The sequence below is a fragment of the Kitasatospora sp. NPDC054768 genome (genome assembly GCF_053612025.1).
In genome coordinates this window covers 14,698-28,378 of record NZ_JBSHBN010000119.1, presented here as the reverse complement: position 1 = coordinate 28,378, position 13,681 = coordinate 14,698, and the positions used below count along the sequence as shown (strand labels likewise).

The 13,681-nt window shown below is 71.0% G+C and carries 18 protein-coding genes; 9 read left to right on the top strand and 9 right to left on the bottom strand.

Features of this window, described 5'->3' with window-relative positions:
* The first annotated feature begins 167 nt into the window (after window positions 1–167).
* The 3 genes from ACWGKU_RS28870 to ACWGKU_RS28860 all read left to right on the top strand — a co-directional run bounded on the left by ACWGKU_RS28870 (window position 168) and on the right by ACWGKU_RS28860 (window position 2,664).
* Window positions 168–842, top strand: a complete 675-nt coding sequence (locus ACWGKU_RS28870; RefSeq protein ID WP_452191623.1) for a hypothetical protein — start codon at window positions 168–170, stop codon at window positions 840–842.
* Window positions 843–921: 79 nt separating this feature from the next.
* The gene (locus ACWGKU_RS28865) at window positions 922–1,875 is read left to right on the top strand and encodes a hypothetical protein (RefSeq protein ID WP_452178712.1); all 954 of its coding nucleotides are present in this window, start codon (window positions 922–924) and stop codon (window positions 1,873–1,875) included.
* A 36-nt stretch (window positions 1,876–1,911) separates the two neighbouring features.
* The gene (locus tag ACWGKU_RS28860; protein ID WP_452178711.1) at window positions 1,912–2,664 is read left to right on the top strand and encodes a hypothetical protein; all 753 of its coding nucleotides are present in this window, start codon (window positions 1,912–1,914) and stop codon (window positions 2,662–2,664) included.
* 167 nt (window positions 2,665–2,831) lie between these two features.
* Here ACWGKU_RS28860 and ACWGKU_RS28855 read toward each other — a convergent pair whose 3' ends face one another.
* The 3 genes from ACWGKU_RS28855 to ACWGKU_RS28845 all read right to left on the bottom strand — a co-directional run bounded on the left by ACWGKU_RS28855 (window position 2,832) and on the right by ACWGKU_RS28845 (window position 4,455).
* Entirely contained in the window at window positions 2,832–3,590 is a 759-nt protein-coding gene (locus tag ACWGKU_RS28855) for an ABC transporter C-terminal domain-containing protein (protein WP_452178710.1), read from the bottom strand.
* 82 nt (window positions 3,591–3,672) lie between these two features.
* A complete protein-coding gene (locus tag ACWGKU_RS28850) occupies window positions 3,673–3,867 on the bottom strand; it encodes a hypothetical protein (RefSeq protein WP_452178709.1) in 195 nt (64 codons plus the stop codon).
* 114 nt (window positions 3,868–3,981) lie between these two features.
* Window positions 3,982–4,455 carry a hypothetical protein gene (locus tag ACWGKU_RS28845; protein ID WP_452178708.1) on the bottom strand — a complete coding sequence of 158 codons (474 nt, stop codon included), beginning with the start codon at window positions 4,453–4,455 and terminating at the stop codon, window positions 3,982–3,984.
* Between the two features lie 828 nt (window positions 4,456–5,283).
* On the opposite strand from ACWGKU_RS28845, the gene ACWGKU_RS28840 reads away from it, so the two are divergent.
* Window positions 5,284–5,880: a hypothetical protein gene (locus ACWGKU_RS28840; protein ID WP_452178707.1), complete on the top strand. Its 597-nt coding sequence runs from the start codon at window positions 5,284–5,286 to the stop codon at window positions 5,878–5,880.
* A complete protein-coding gene (locus ACWGKU_RS28835; protein WP_452178706.1) occupies window positions 5,880–6,323 on the top strand; it encodes a MarR family transcriptional regulator in 444 nt (147 codons plus the stop codon). Before ACWGKU_RS28840 ends, ACWGKU_RS28835 begins: the two co-directional genes overlap by 1 nt.
* 390 nt (window positions 6,324–6,713) lie before the next feature.
* Here ACWGKU_RS28835 and ACWGKU_RS28830 read toward each other — a convergent pair whose 3' ends face one another.
* Together ACWGKU_RS28830 and ACWGKU_RS28825 are read right to left on the bottom strand one after the other, a co-directional pair.
* Window positions 6,714–7,151 (bottom strand): hypothetical protein, encoded by a 438-nt coding sequence (locus ACWGKU_RS28830; RefSeq protein WP_452178705.1) that lies wholly within the window; start codon window positions 7,149–7,151, stop codon window positions 6,714–6,716.
* An 83-nt stretch (window positions 7,152–7,234) separates the two neighbouring features.
* A complete protein-coding gene (locus ACWGKU_RS28825) occupies window positions 7,235–7,465 on the bottom strand; it encodes a hypothetical protein (RefSeq protein ID WP_452178704.1) in 231 nt (76 codons plus the stop codon).
* A 217-nt stretch (window positions 7,466–7,682) separates the two neighbouring features.
* Here ACWGKU_RS28825 and ACWGKU_RS28820 point away from each other — a divergent pair, with 217 nt between their 5' ends.
* Window positions 7,683–7,937 (top strand): hypothetical protein, encoded by a 255-nt coding sequence (locus ACWGKU_RS28820; RefSeq protein WP_452178703.1) that lies wholly within the window; start codon window positions 7,683–7,685, stop codon window positions 7,935–7,937.
* 98 nt (window positions 7,938–8,035) lie between these two features.
* Here ACWGKU_RS28820 and ACWGKU_RS28815 read toward each other — a convergent pair whose 3' ends face one another.
* Window positions 8,036–9,409: a helix-turn-helix domain-containing protein gene (locus ACWGKU_RS28815; protein WP_452178748.1), complete on the bottom strand. Its 1,374-nt coding sequence runs from the start codon at window positions 9,407–9,409 to the stop codon at window positions 8,036–8,038.
* A gap of 143 nt (window positions 9,410–9,552) precedes the next feature.
* On the opposite strand from ACWGKU_RS28815, the gene ACWGKU_RS28810 reads away from it, so the two are divergent.
* On the top strand, window positions 9,553–9,792 hold the full coding sequence (locus tag ACWGKU_RS28810) for a hypothetical protein (RefSeq protein ID WP_452178702.1): 240 nt from the start codon (window positions 9,553–9,555) through the stop codon (window positions 9,790–9,792).
* Between the two features lie 234 nt (window positions 9,793–10,026).
* Window positions 10,027–10,803, top strand: coding sequence for a hypothetical protein (locus tag ACWGKU_RS28805; protein ID WP_452178701.1), 777 nt, complete (start codon window positions 10,027–10,029; stop codon window positions 10,801–10,803).
* Between the two features lie 49 nt (window positions 10,804–10,852).
* On the opposite strand, the gene ACWGKU_RS28800 is transcribed toward ACWGKU_RS28805, so the two are convergent.
* Window positions 10,853–11,119, bottom strand: a complete 267-nt coding sequence (locus tag ACWGKU_RS28800; RefSeq protein WP_452178700.1) for a hypothetical protein — start codon at window positions 11,117–11,119, stop codon at window positions 10,853–10,855.
* A gap of 478 nt (window positions 11,120–11,597) precedes the next feature.
* Here ACWGKU_RS28800 and ACWGKU_RS28795 point away from each other — a divergent pair, with 478 nt between their 5' ends.
* Window positions 11,598–12,470 (top strand): hypothetical protein, encoded by an 873-nt coding sequence (locus tag ACWGKU_RS28795; RefSeq protein ID WP_452178699.1) that lies wholly within the window; start codon window positions 11,598–11,600, stop codon window positions 12,468–12,470.
* A gap of 6 nt (window positions 12,471–12,476) precedes the next feature.
* Here the strand turns inward: ACWGKU_RS28795 and ACWGKU_RS28790 are convergent, their stop codons facing one another.
* Both ACWGKU_RS28790 and ACWGKU_RS28785 read right to left on the bottom strand, forming a co-directional pair.
* Window positions 12,477–13,055 (bottom strand): DUF6262 family protein, encoded by a 579-nt coding sequence (locus ACWGKU_RS28790; protein ID WP_452178698.1) that lies wholly within the window; start codon window positions 13,053–13,055, stop codon window positions 12,477–12,479.
* Complete coding sequence (locus ACWGKU_RS28785; RefSeq protein ID WP_452178697.1) at window positions 13,052–13,639, bottom strand: hypothetical protein; 588 nt, start codon at window positions 13,637–13,639, stop codon at window positions 13,052–13,054. Before ACWGKU_RS28785 ends, ACWGKU_RS28790 begins: the two co-directional genes overlap by 4 nt.
* Window positions 13,640–13,681: the final 42 nt, after the last annotated feature.

The following is a 13,681-nucleotide window of genomic DNA, read 5'->3' as shown; positions in this document are numbered from 1 at the left end:
GTACGACACCCCCCGGCGCTGGGGTACGTACCCCCGCGCCGGGGGGTGTCGTACCCCCGCGCCGGGGGGTGGAACAAGACGAAGGTGAAAAAGACGAAACTGATGCGCCTCCGGCGCGAGCCGGTGGTGACGCCCGTAGGGCATCTACAGGTAGTAGCGCGCGCGCGATGCGCAGCGGCTGCGCCGCGTCCAACGGCACCAGCAGTTCGGCGAAGTCGACGGGTGGCGGCGTCCGGATGACCCGGGAGCAGGCGGCGAAGGTGAGGGTCGTGGTGTCCGCGTTCCCGACGGAGCTGTCCACGTTGCCGGCCAAGCCGCTGCCCGCCCGCGTCCCGGCGAACCCGCTGGGCAACCTGATCCGCGAGCAGCTCAAGCACCGCACCCCGGAGCAGCTGACGGAGCGGATCCAGCGCCGCTGGATCACCCGCGGCTATCTGGCGAAGCTCGGTGGGCTGGATCCCCTGGAGACAGCCAAGACGGGGGTGGGACTGGCGGTCGAGCTGGTGAAGCCTTCACCGGACTGCCCGGACCTCTCGTGCGAGGACGGGGTGATCATTGGTTCGGGTGCACCGTGCCGCGCGTGCGAGATGCGCAACGCCGACCGACGTACGGGCAGCAAAGGTGGTGTTCCGCAGCAAACCGGCTGCCAGGGCGACGGACCAGCGAAGTGGTGGTGTGTCACCGACGGCTGTGGATACAACTCGTATGGCGCAGGATCGGCTGACGGCTTGTGCCACGACTGTCGCGCCGAGCAGGAGCTTGGGCCGATCGACCCGGCCGAGCTTGCGGAAGCTGCTCGGGCCTTTGCGGCAGCGGGCTTCCGACCCGATGCCGCAAACTGACCCTTCGCGAGGGCGCTGAGCGCCTTCCTGCAGAACGCCCTGCCCCACCGTCGGGCCCCTCCGACCGATCGGACACACCGTGGACGAGTCCGCCCACCCCAACAGGCACTACCTCCTCGTCACCCCCGACGGGGAGCTGGTGTCCGGCGTCGCCCCGCTGCGGGAGATCCGCCGACGCCTGGAGCAGGACGCCGGGATCGGGGAGGCCGGCTTCGAGTACGTCTCCGGCACGGGCCACCCCATCGCGGTCTACTACTTCGTGCCCTACGACCAGGACACGCGGCGGGTGAACACCACCGCAGGCGGCATGTACTGGGAACTCACCGCGCCGACCGGCGCGCAGGACGCGACCGCGCTCGACCCGGAGCTGCGGAAGATCCGGCTTCGCGGCCCGGTCGCGTTCGTCACCAGGGACACCGAAGCGGTGAGCGTCGACGATCAGCAGCACCGGGTGCGGCTGGCACACCACCAGGCGGTCGCCAGGCTGCGCGCCAAGGGCTGGTTGCCGGAGCCTCGGCCCCAGGCCGCGCGGACGGCGCCCCAGCCCAGGGCCCGCCCCCTGCCGGTGGAGGGCCAGGTGCGGGGGGAGGGAATCGCCGAGTCGCTGGCGGCCGAGCTCCGCGAGCACGTCCACTTCCGCAGCCTGGCCGCCGACAGGGTCCGCGAGTACCTGTCCCGCGTCGTAGGCCAGTGGGCCACCCGCAGCGGATGGGAACCCGAGCGGGAGGCACCGGCCGAACGGCCGGAGGACGGCGAGCACGACCTCCTGTGCCGCCACCCCGCCCTGCCCTGGCTGGTCATCGAGATCGAGCGCGGCAACCGGCGCGCCACCGCTGACAAGCTCGCCCGCGCTGCCGCCAACGGACACGTCGCGATCTGGCTGCGCTGGGCCGGCCCGGCACCCAAGGCCGTCCCGGCCGGAGTTCTGCTGATCCACCTGGCCGCCGTCCCGACAGCCCGCAACGGAGACCGGCGCGCCTACACCCTCACCGAACAGGCCGCAGCCGCGGCCGCGGTCATCATCGGCCGCTGACCGATCCACGTTCCGAACCGAACTCAAGGAGTACGCATGAGCACCACCCCCTGGCCCGACTTCTGGCAGGGCTACGAGGCTCGGACGCCCCGGACCATCGCCGGCGACCTCGCGAGCGAGGTGCGCAGCTACGCGGACGGTCAGGCCCAGGAGCCGGACGACGCGATCTCGCTGGCCATCACCAGTGCCGAGGCGACCCGGGCCGTGGTGGACGCCCTCGACCACGAGTGGGCGCTCTACACCCCGGAGCAGGCCGCCGTCCTCAGCTCGGCGCTGTTCGCCCAGGTCGACGCCGCCGGCATCGCCCTCCAGCGCCTGCGTTCCGTCCTTGCCCAGGTCGAGGGCCGGGGCGATTGCGGGCCGGCCGACCGTGCCCACGCCCTCATCAAGACCGCCGCCGACGACCTGCTCTCCGTCGCCCCCGCTCACGCCGACGCCGTGGTCGGCGAACTGGCGGCGCTGCCGGCCACCGTCGTCCTGCCGTCCGGCCCGCACGACACGCTCGTCGCCGTCGCCGAGCTCTTGGGGGGAGCGCTCAAGCTCCGGCACGAGCCCGGCGAACAGGGCGACAGCTCGGACGGCTGCGGATGCACGGTCGAACTGGACAGGGACGGTCGGCCGCACTGGGTGTTCGGCCGAGGGGACTCCCGCTGGTACCTGCTCGCGATCGACGAGGGCGAGCCCCAGCCCGACGGCACCGTCCTCCACACCGACGTCGTCGACCTCGACCTCACCGACCCCTGCCCCCACCCCGCGCACCTCGCCGCCGAGGTGCGCGCCCTCCTGTAGGCGGCAGGCGTCAGGGGAGACGCCACCCGCGACGTTGCCCCGGCCGCCCCGGCGAGTCGCCGCCGGGGCGGCCGGGCCCGCTACCAGGGCGCTGACCAGTCGTTATACATCGGTCTGCCCGTTGTTTCGTGATGCCCGTACTGGTGACGGAACCCGGTGGTACGTGGTCACGTGGGGCGGCGGCCGGTCAGTTCCTGCCAGCGGTCGTAGGCGGTTTCCAGTTCGCGACGGGCCCGGGAGACGCGAAGGTTCAGCTCGGCGGTGACCTTCTGCACCTTCTGTTCGGCCCGGCGGGCGTTTCCGGTATCGGCGGTGACGCGCTTCAGTTCCGCTTCGGCCTCGGGGATGAGGGCTCGGAACCGTTGGAGGGCGGGGCCGACGCCGGCGATGGCGTTGTGGACGTGGACGACGAAGGCCCGTACGTCCGCCTCGGGGGTGTCCTCCAGTGCGAGGGTGAGCAGCTCGCGCTGGCCGTCGGGCGGGGTCAGGTAGATGTAGGCCTCCGTGGGGGAGTACTGGTCGTCGATTGTGAGCCCGAGGAGCGGGTGGGTGGCGCCGGCGTGCACCCGCAGGGCGTGCTCGTACAGATCCAGGTGGTTCCCGAGAGAGTGGAGCAGCGCCCCGCGGAAGCTGGGGTCGCGCAGCGCGGCCAGGTCGAGCTCGGCCTTCCTCACCCGGGCCTGATGCTCGCGCGCGGCGTTGGCCGCGGCCGAGCGGGCATGCTCCTGCTCGGCGGCCACGTTCTGCTCCGCCCGGCGCAGGTTCTCCCGGGCCGTGCCCAGCCTCTGCCGTTCGCGGCTGTAGCGGGGGTCGAAGGCGTGTCGCCAGGTGCCGGGGTAGAGGCTCATCCACCAGGCCACAGTGGCTGCGGCGGCCAGGACCACCACGATCGACCAGAACACCGTGGCCCACACGGTTTCCGCCACGGTTTCTCCTCGACTGGGTCCGGTTGTACGAGTGCGCTCCGGTTGTGTCGGCGGTGCCCGCCGCCCACTGCCGGGTGAGGGGTCAGTGGGTGGCGTCTACGGCGATGCCGACGAGCTGGAGGATGGCGTGGCCCCAAGAGGTGGCGGCGATCAGGACGCCGAAGGTGACGGCGGTGAAGACGGTGAACGCCTCGTCGACGCGGCTGCGGGCGTGAGTGGTGCGCCGTAGGCGGGCGATGATGATGACCGCGAGGACCACCGTCGCGCTGATCTGCACTGCCTACCCCCGGGTCTCGGCTTGACGCTGCGTGATGCCTTGGTCACCAGGCGCCTTGCTGCATTCGGGTGAGCATGCCAGAAGCGCTCGCCGTCCGGGGCTGGTTCGGGGAAATCAGGCGGACGCGAACAGCCCCATCGACTGGCCGCCGGTCGCGCCCGTGAAGCCGCCCAGCCACCGATGACCGCCAGCAGTGGCCGCCGACCTCGGCGGCCGGGAAGGATCAGGGTGAGCCGGGAGATCGACGAGGGCCTGGAGCGTGCCAAGCGCACCCGCCCGATCCCGCAGTCTGTCCAGGCCCGGATGCGCTTCCTGCTCAAGGGCGCCAAGGGCTCCACCAAGCAGCTCGCCCAGGACCTCGGCGTCTCCCAGCGCACCGTCCAGGGCTGGTTCAAGGGTCAGGGCCCTCCGAAGCTCGCCGCCGCGAAGGCCGTCGAGCAGAAGTCCGCATCGCCTGGCAGCCGCGGGCGGCTTCACGCTGTACATCAGCGGCACGTTCGGGTTCGGCTCCACCGACGACCCCCGCCCGCGCACCATCACCCACAAGATGCCCAGCGACGTCGCCCTCCCCTTCTCGGTCTTCCCCACCCCGGCCGGGTGCGCCGCCTGCCCTACCGGTGGCCCGGGTACGGGCGGCAACCGGGCCGCCATGGCGGTCAGCCGGTCCGGGCCTGGCTGGTCGCGGCGTGCTCCGCCCCCGAACCCGTGGCCAGCGCCCGGATGCGCTGGACCATCCCGTTGCCGCCTGCCCTGGGCAGTTGCCCTTGCCCTTGGTGGCCGGTGCCCGTGCCGGGCTGGGGCGCCTTTCGTACCGGCCTGCCCGACCACCTGGTCCGCCGGACGACTGCGCAGTCCCCAGCGTTGAACCCCACCTGGACGAGACAGGGATGCCCAACCTGCACGACCCCGGCAGGAGTCGGGCCGGCCTCGTGGTCCTTAGGCCCGTGCTGGAGCAGCAGCCACCACTCCCGGCAGGGCACGGGCACCAGCCACCTGGTGAAGGAGCGCGGCAAGGGCCCCTCGGGGCCCGGTTCCGGCGGCAGCCGGAATGTCGTGATCGGCGCCGTGCAGTCCAGCTGCAACGATCGCGAGCCCGGGCCACGGTGCCGGCCCGGGGAGCGGGAGCGGCACGGGTCGTGAGCCCGCCGGAGGCCGGGCGGTGGAAGCAGTGGCCGTGCACCGGTGTCGCGGCCTGCGGGATCGGGCGGAGCCCGATGGGCGAGCGTGCGACGGCGAGTGGTTCTTGGGTATGTAAAGAGGCGCGGCGCTCTGACCTGGGGAAACGTGGAACGAATGTGGGGTTGTAACCCTCATTACCGACGAGTAGCTGAGGGTTGTAGTCCCACACTCGGGATCCGGCGCGCCGAATGCGGGTCCTAGACCCACAAAAGTTATCTCCTGGGATAACCTTTGGTGGTGATCAGTCCCTCGACGGGCGGCCGTGTGGTGCGCCTTCCCTCGTCCCGGCCGGGCAGGCAGCCCGCCAAGCCCCCGCCGCCCGAGACCGCGGGCGGGCAGAACGTCGTTGCGATCCGCCTGGAGCCGGGCGAGTCCGTCTCGGTGAACCCGGCCCCGGTGTCGGAGCCGGCGGCCGGTCGGCGTGAGGACTTCGACTTCCTCGGGCACACCTTCTACATGGCTTCCAAGGAGCTGTCGGCGAAGCTGCCGTTCATCGGCCTGACCGCGACCGAGTACGACGTGTGGCACACCATGCTCGGCGCGCAGCTCAAGGGCGGAGTCGTCCTGACCACCGTCATCAAGCTCGGCGAGCGCCTGGGCATCGGCCGCAAGGAAGCCGGGGAGGCTCTGGCGAAGTTCCTCGACATGGGCTTCATGTGGCTGGAGAAGCGCGGCCGCTACCGGATCAACCCGCGCATCGCCTTCTGGGGCAGCAGTGCCGAGCAGCAGCGCGCCCTGGCGCTGATGCCCGACAGCATCCCCGAGATCCGTCTGCCCGAGGGCGAGGTCCGACCGCCGCGCCGCACCCGCCGACCTAAGCTGGAGTCGCTGTGATGACCGCCGAACGCCACGACCACGACCAGGAGACAGCGACCTTCCTGACCGCCGAGGACTCGGTTTTCACGGCGCAGGATCTCTCGCGTGCGCTGCCCCTGTACCGGTTGACGACCCTGCAGTACGACGTGTGGCACACGGTGCTCAGCGAGATGACGGACGGCGGCTGGGTCCCCCTCACGCTGGAGGAGATCGCCGACCGGCTCGGAACCAAGAAGAGCAACATCTCCCCGGCCCTCGGGCGCCTGGCCGAGCTCGGTTTGATCTGGCGCGTCTCCAACGGCCTGCACCGCATCAACCCGCGGATCGCCTTCAAGGGCAGCCAGGAGGAGTGGGTCGAGGCGCTCTCCGAGGTGCCGGCCGACGTCCCCGAGGTGATCCTCCCGGCCTACCACCGCCGGCCGCCGCGCGGCGGCCGCGGAGGGCTGGCCGCCACCGGCTGAACGAACGACGCCCGCTGACCACGAAGTGCGGGTTGGAAGCCCACAAAAGTTATCGCCAGGCATAACCTGTCGGGCTGCCGTCGGCGAAGTCCGGCGGTCTCGGGCAGCCGAATGCCAGTGGATCCGCCTCGGTGGCGGCACGGTCGGCTGGCATGTTCGCGGCCGAAATCTTGCAGGTCAAAGCCCTGGTCACCACAGAAGCGCGGGTCTAGCATCCTCGGCACGGCGGCTCCACCACAGCACCACCGGGCCGCCGGGCAGAGCAGCCGCGCCATGCCTCCCCGGCGCTGCTGGCCTCCCACCGGCCGGGCCCCGAGGAACACCCCCTTGCCTCCTCGGGACCCGGTCGCGCCGCGCTCCGTTCCCGGACGTCGGACGGAAGGCGCGGATCTACGGGGCCTTGTGTCTGCGGCGGCGGGAGCGTGCGGCCCGCTGCATCTCGGCCTCGGCCAGGTGCCGGCGGCCGGCGGCGAGGTCTTGGCGGACCTGTTCCTCAACGGCGGTGAACACCTGGTAGTAGGTCTGGTCGTACGCCTCGATCAGCTGGTAGGTCCACATCCCCGGGATGACGTCCCGGCCCAGGAGCTCCCGCTCGACCAGGCCGGCCTGCTCCTCGTGCCCGGCCTGGCGCAGCATCCGCACCGCCTCGGCGGGCATCCGGTCGGCGCCGCCGGTCATGTGGTGCACCGTGTACAGGTGGCCGCAGGCCCGCTCGGTGTACTCCAACGCCTTCGACAGCATCCCCAGCGCCTTGACCGTCGCAGCGCCCACCCCTGACGGTCGGTGGTGCGCCCCGTCCGGCTCTTCGGCCCTGACGTCATCTGTCACCGATGCCTCCCGACGTGCTCGCCCGACCCCTTCACCGTCGTCCGGCCCGGGAGTGGGCGCATGCGCAGGAGGCCGACCGGCGGTCAGGCCGCCCGCGCCTCGCCGGTGTCCGGGCGGGCGGCCTGCTTGAGCTTCATCTCGGCCTTGTGCCGGTTGTCCGCCCCGGCCCAGTACGGGTGGGCGTACAGCTCGGCGCTGGCCGCGGCGAACGCGGCCCGCTTCTCCTCGGTCGGGTCGGCGGCCCAGTCGGTTTCGGCGGCGTACCAGCGGCGCTGGAGGTCGAGCAGGTCAGCGGGGAAACCGGAGTCGGACACCGGCCCGTCGTAGATCGCACACCCGTGCGGTCGGTGGCGCCGCAAGCATCAGGAGGGCTACGAGATGTCGGCAAGTGGCGCTTCTCGTTCCCCCGCGAGTGGGATGGTTTGTCGACCAGCCGGCGATAGGGGAGTAGCGATGTCATCTCAGAGGCCCGTCCCGCCCCAGCCGCCCCGGGGCTCGTTGATATCCCTCGGTGGTGACGGGGTGCTGCGGGTGGGCGTGTGGCAGACCGTGGCCAGAGGCGCGAGCATCCAGACCATCGACGGCACGGGCAAGCGGATCACCGTGACGCGGCTTTTCGTGACCGGGCTGTTCGCGTTTGCGTTGAAGAAGAAGACCGGGGCGTTGTCGGTGGTGGTGTGCGGAGCGGATGGGGACAGCGCGACGGTGAAGGTTCCGGCGAAGCGGGCGCAGGACGTGATGGCGTGGGCCATCGCGTTCAACGCTTGGTCCGAGGCGAACGGCTGAGATGTCGTCGTGGTGCCCGGGGAGTCGTTCGTGGCTCGCCGCGTACAGGGGTGCGTCGGTGCGATGCCGGTCGTCGTGCGCGCGGGGTGCCGGGGAGTTCAGGGCAGTTCCCAGACAGTGGTCTGGAGTTTCTGCTGGCCGTTGGCGGATACGCCGCTGGGGGTGAAGTAGCCGACGCGTCCGGCGGTGGTGCCGAAGCAGGCGGTGGAGCCGGCGGGGACGTTGGTGCTGCGCTGGCCGGGGTTGGTGTTGAGGAGGTCGACGCACTGCTGGCGCCGGGGTGGTGCGGTTCCGGCCCAGAGCACGATCGTGTTGCCGAAGAACTGACTGGGATCGCAGACGAGCTGGCAGGTCATTGAGATGTCGCCGGTGAGTGCGCGTTGCGGCGGGACGGGGTCGAGGGACCAGGCCGTTGTCGGGATTCCGGTACTGGTTCCGTCGTCGAGGGTCAGCGTTCCGCGCCAGCGCACGCCCACGGTGGCCGGAGGCGCGGTGGACGGCGTTTCCGCGGCCGGCGGTGGCGGTGGTTGCGTCGGAGTCGGTGTGGGTGACGGCGTCGGAGTTGGCGTGGGCGTTGGTGTCGGCGTCGAGGTTGGCGTGGGCGTCGGTTCCGGGGTGGGCGACGGCGCAGGTGCGGGCGTGATCGTCTCGCGGGCCGGCGCCGGGGCGATCGGCTGCGACTGCCGCTGGAGCAGCACCACTCCCCAGACGATCGCCGCCACGGCGAAGAGTACGAGGGCCAGCGCGGCCAGAGCGCGTGACAGGGAGCGCTGTTCCCGGGGGGAGACAGGGCCGTTTCCGGAGGCCGGGGGCAGGCCCCGCCACGTGAGAGGCCGCCGGGCGAGGCCCGCCTTCTCGTCGTTCTCACGGGCGACCAGGGCGCTGAGGTGGTCGATGTCGGCCAGGAGCCGGCGGCGCCGCTCGGCCAGGCCCGCGCGCCGGTGCCCGACGTCCGCGGCCTGCGCGGCCAGGGCCGCGTGCTGCCCGGCCTGTGCCGCGCTTGCGGGCCCGGCCATGTCCTGCAGGGCCTGGGCCCGGGCGGCCAGCTCGGCAAGCCGCAGGGTCGCCTGGGCCTCCTTCTCCTGGACCTCGCGCAGTTCCCGCTCCCGCCAGTACAGCGCGGCCCGTTCGCTGTTGCGTCCCCCCACCGGACCGAGCGCATGCTCGTACAGGACGGTCACCATGCGCCGCACATCGGCGGTCAGCGGCGCGCTTCCCCGCCGGTCGGCTTCCTCCAGGAGCGCTTCCACGTACCCGCTCAGCGGCAGCCGGTCCCCGTTCTCGTAGCGCGAGACGGAGGAGATGCTGCCGCCGTGCAGGGCGACCATCGCGCGCTGGGACAGCCCGGCGTTCTCCCGCAGCAGCCGCAGCTGCGTACCCAGGGTCCGGGCCGCCTCCGGTGAACCCGCCTCCCCGGCCGGTACCGGGCTGCCCGCACCGTTCCCGTCCGGCCCGCCGCCGTCGCCAGCCATCGCCACGTCCCGCTCCCCGGCCCTCGGAAAACTTCCCCTCCCGGAAACCCGCTGCTCCCAGGAGGGAACACCGAGCCTAGGGGTGAAGGTCGGTGGCAGGGCCAAGACGGCTCATCTCCCACCGACCTGACGGGATGCCATCCATGACCGACCCCTTTCTGCTCCGCTTGGCCGCCGCCCCCGCGCGAACCGTCGCCGTCGTGCTCAGCGCGCTCCTGCTGCTGCTCGTGGTCCTGGCCAGCCTGCCCGCGCTCCTCCTGCTGTCCGCCACCACCCGCGGCCAGCGCCGGACCGACCGCCTCGTCCACCAGATCACTGCCTGGACCGCCACCGTCCTGACCGGCCCGGCCGGCCGCGCACCCACCGCGGCCAAGCCCCGGTGAAGCCTGCCCCCGGGGCGGCCACGACCTCCGCCCCGGACCCTCCGGGCGAATACCGCCGAATGCTGTCCTGTCTCAAATGATCTTGACCGTTTGTCAAACGATCTTGATCACATTGGAATGGTTAGCTGTGATCACGAGGTTCGGCTTCACTGGAGCATGTGGGGGCTGACGCCCTGGTCGCCGGCCAAGGCGGCAGGTTGCTGGCCCGCGATGCTCCAGTAGGCTGCGCTGACCATGGATACGCACGCCGAGCCCGAGCAGATTCGGCACGGCGCGGTCGCTTCCGGTCCGCCGATCCGGCAGCTCTTCCGGGATGTCATCGCCGACCGCCTGCCGGGCCGCAGGCCGCCCCAGGCGGCGATGCTGTTCGACGCCGAGATCGACCCCTCCTGGGACGACCGGAGCTTCCTTGGCGACTTCTACAACGAGATCCTCCACCAGGACACCTGTCAGCCGGCCACCGCCGACGGCCTCGTCCTGCTCACGGCCCTGGCTGTCGACGACCGGGTTCCCGCCCGACACCGGTTCCAAGCAGTCGGCCTGCTGTTCAGGGCCGCCACCGTCGCCGAGCGCCACCTCGCTGAGACGTGGCTGGCCACTCCGCAACACGCCGATTCCGACAGCGAGGCCCGGGCCCGCGGCGCGGTTCAGGCCCGCACGCCAGATCTGCTGACCCGCTGGCCGGCCGAATGCCCGGCGGTTCGGCTGGCCCTCGCCGGCCTCGCCGTTGTCTTTCCCACCGACCGGACCCTTCCAGCCCTGACTGCACGCCTGCAGACCTTCATCCACCAGCATTCCCAGGGCAGCGACATCGGCGACTACGTGCGCTTCGTTCTTGTCCTGGCCGCCCAGGACGAGGACCGGATTCTCGCGGTGACCGAGAAGCTCACCGACGCCTACTGGACGGGAACGGCGCGAGGAGTGCCGACACGGGCACGGGCCCTCCACCTCCTCGGCCAGATGCTGACCAAGGTCGGAGCCGGACTCAGCGGGCTACGCGCCGGGCAGTGACACCCCGTGGGCATCGCGGGTCTCGTGGACATCCTGGGCCGATTGGCCACTACTTCACGAGTCCGAACCCGTCCGGGAACGCTGTCAGGAATTCATGGCGGCCGGGATCGGTCTCGACTTCGGTCATTGCGTTGATCACCTGCTGGAACTCCGCGCGCTGGGAGCTCGACAGGCGATCCACCACTGCGGCGACGCCCTCCAGCGCCTTCACCGCATCGTCCTGATCCATGAGGTCGTCGTCCGCGCTCTCGACGAACCTGGTGAGGTCCACGAGCGCCTCCGCCAGGGCACGGGTCAGCGACGGGTAATGCGACATGAACGACCCTCTCGAAGGTGGTGGCCGCGGAACTCTCCGCGTACCCAATCACATGCGGCGGACACGCTGGAGGAAGGCGTTGATGGCGGTGTAGGTGAGCGGTGTGTCGTGGTCGTCCATCATTCTGGCCCAGATCTGCGCGGTCGACAGGCCAGCCCCGGCCAGGGCGCGGATGCGGCGGCGCTGGGCGTCGTTGGCGGGTACGGCCCGGGCCTGCCGTCGGACCGGTTGCTGCTGGAGGGCTCGGCGCAGGTCCTTGCGACGTAGTCCGTGGCGCCGGGCGACCAGTCGCCAGGGAACGCCGTTGCGGGGTTGTGTCGACGCGAGAAGCAGGTCGATTCCGCGGAAGAGTTCACGCTGCGCGGGCTCGCGCAGGTCGGCGGGCTTGTGCTGCTCGGGCTGCGGCCTGCCGGGGGCGTCGGAGAGGGCGCGTTGCAGGTCGGCCAGCCGGCGTCCGGCGAACTGGGCGAGGAGGGCGATGTCGGGCTTGCCGATAGTCGACTGCCTGGAGTGGAGTCAGCTCGCGCAAATTGGCGCTGAGGGGGAGCCGTATCTGGTCAGCTTCCTTGACATCCTGTGGACGGTCGGCCTGGTCGGGGTGGATGATCCGGTCATGCCGACTGAAGAAGAGCTCGATTCCATGGAGGTGCGCATCGCGGCCGCATCCGTGGGTGCGTGGGTTCCCGTGCTGGAGACTCGCGGTGCGACCGGCGGCGCGAGCTGTATCCAGATCGCCCCAGCCACTGCTGTGGAGGACGATGAGATCTATCTCAGTCGGTTCATCAACGGAGAACTGGTCCAGGTCAGTCCGGACTTGCAACTGGATGCCGATCTCGATTTCATCGCTTCTGCGCGGCAGGACATGCCCCGCCTGATCGCTGAGGTGAGGCGACTGCGAGGCCTGCTTCAGGAGGACAGTGACCGGCGGCATGCCGCTTTCGTGGCGCTCCGCGAGCTCGGGCGAAGCCTCGACTACCGTGACCGGGCGGATGCCGGTCGCGGCCTGGCGGCCTTCGCCGACATGCAGGAGGCCCTCGGGCCGCTGCTGGAGCTCGTGCTCGACTCGGGTGACACCTTCGTCACCCGAGTGACCACAGAAGCCATGCTTCGGCGAATGGACAGGGCCGGGCTGACGGTAGTCGCCTCCGCGATGGCGGTCGCCAACTCGAATCACAGCGATTGGATCCACACCGCAATCGTCGACGTGTTCAGCATCTTCTCCGAGGACCGGGACAAAGCGATGCAGCTGTGCGAGGAGATGCTGCGGGACACCGACGACCGGGTTGCCCTGGGGGCCCGTCAGCTGCACGACATCCTGGCCGAGATCGACCCCGTTCTTCGCCCCGCGTAGCGCGGATCATCCCGGCGGGGTTGCGATCTGAGCTTCGAGGTCGGCGACGCGGCGGTCTTGGAACCGCAGGTTCGATCGGGCAGCCTTGAGTCGTTCGTCGAAGGACTTGTTGTCGGCGGTGAGCTGGCGGACGCGCTGCTTGAGGGTGGTGTTCTCGGTGGTGATCCGCTGGATGGCCTCCTGGGTCCACTCAGCTTCCAAGTCGCGTACCTGTCCGAGGAGTTCCCCGATGCGGGTGCGCTGGGTGAGGATCTCGGCGTGGGCGGCCTTGAGGCCGTCCTCGGCGTTCAGGGCCCGCTCGCGCCAGGTCGCTTCGCGTGCCTCGTCCTGGTCGGCGACCATCTGGGTCCGGCGTTCGCCGGCCTCCGCCATCGCGGCGGCGACTGCGGCCCTGGCGTCGGGGTGGTCGTAGAGGAAGGTGCGGGAGACGTTCGCGCGGCGGGCGACGGCGGCGACGCTGACCTGGGTCTTCTCGCGGCGGAGCCGGGTGATGGCGTCGCGGACCCGTTCGAGGGCGGCTGCGGTTCTGCGGTGGCGGGCGGCCAGGGCCGCGGCGGTGCGCGGGTCGGGGACAGTGGTGGTCACGCGCATTGCTCCTGATCATCGGTGGTGTCGTCGACCTGGTCCTGTTCGTCGTCGGCGGCCTGGGCGAGGTCGGCGGCGCGGAAGGCGGTGGACCACACGCGGTGGAAGTAGTCCTGGGGTTTGCGCAGGTCCAGGGCGAGGGCGTCGTCGAGGAGCCCGAGTCCGGCCAGGGCGCTCTCCAGGCCGTCGATGGCGCGGGCGGTGGGTTCGAAGTAGCGGTGCAGGTACTCCGCGGTGGCGTCGTCGGGGGCACCTTCAGCCAAGAGTCGCCACTGTTCGCGTTTGCGCCGCCAGTAGAGGAGGTCGGCGCCGGACAGCACGAACTTGTCGCAGTTGTGGCAGCCCAGGTTCCACGGGCAGGTGCCGCCTTCGACGACGGGCTGGAAGGTGCAGAACCCGCCCTCGGCCGGGGTGCTGCGGCGCGAGAGGTCGATCGCCAGGGCCTGGGCCTGCTCGCGGGTGAGCGGGGTCGCGTCCCCGGCCAGGAGTTCCCCCGGCTTCGCGGTGCCGGGGCCGGCGACCCAGACGTGCTGGAGCACGTTCTCCAGATCAGTGCTGGTCAGGTGCACGTAATGCTCCGCCATGCGGTCTGAAACCTGGCCGAGATAGCGCCGGATGTGGGTCAG